This is a genomic window from Paracoccus broussonetiae (genome assembly GCF_031854425.1).
GTDB lineage: Bacteria > Pseudomonadota > Alphaproteobacteria > Rhodobacterales > Rhodobacteraceae > Paracoccus > Paracoccus broussonetiae.
In genome coordinates this window covers 1-827 of sequence record NZ_JAVRQI010000055.1, presented here as the reverse complement: position 1 = coordinate 827, position 827 = coordinate 1, and the positions used below count along the sequence as shown (strand labels likewise).

The 827-nt window shown below is 64.0% G+C and carries 1 protein-coding gene; it reads right to left on the bottom strand.

The genetic code is table 11. The annotated features are described in order from the left end of the window. Window positions 1–827: UTP--glucose-1-phosphate uridylyltransferase (locus RM190_RS23340; RefSeq protein ID WP_311761876.1), on the bottom strand; the 827-nt coding region annotated here is incomplete at both ends.

Below are 827 nucleotides of genomic sequence, written 5' to 3'. Positions count from 1 at the left end.
TTCAGCTCGTCCCTGGCCAGTCCGAATGCGACGGTGGCCTGCAGGAAGCCCGCTTTCGAGCCGCAGTCGAAACGCTGCCCCCGGAAGCGCAGGCCGAAGACGTCACGGCCCTCGGCGATCTCGTCGGCGATGGCGTCGGTCAGCTGGATTTCCCCGCCCGCGCCCTGCTTGAGCTTGTTGAGGTTCTCCATCACCGTCGGCGCCAGGATATAGCGTCCGATCACCGCCAGGTTCGAGGGCGGGTTGTCCTTGGGCTTCTCGACCATGCCGCGGGCGCGGACGATGGCGCCCATGTCCTCGGCCACGTCCAGAACGCCATAGGACTTGGTCTTTTCAAGCGGAACTTCCATGGTCGCGACCATGGTGCCGCCGGTTTCCTGATAGGCCTCGATCATCTGCTGCAGGCAGGGCGGCTCGCCCATGATCACGTCGTCGGTCAGGATCACGGCCACCGCCTCGTCCTGCAGAAGACGCCGAGCGCACCAGACCGCGTGGCCCAGACCCAGCGCCTTGTGCTGGCGCACATAGGCGATCGCCCCGGAATCCATGTTGGTCGCCCGCAGCACGTCCAGAAGATCGGTCTTGCCGGCCTTCTTCAGGCTCGATTCCAGCTCATGCGCGTGGTCGAAGTAATCCTCCAGCGCGCCCTTGCCACGAGAGGTCACGAAAATGAACTCCTCGATCCCGGCAGCCCGCGCTTCGTCAATCGCGTATTGGATCAGAGGCCGGTCGACCAGCGTCATGATCTCTTTCGGAATGCTCTTCGTGGCCGGCAGAAAGCGGGTCCCAAGTCCCGCTACCGGGAAAATGGCCTTCGTCACTTTGCG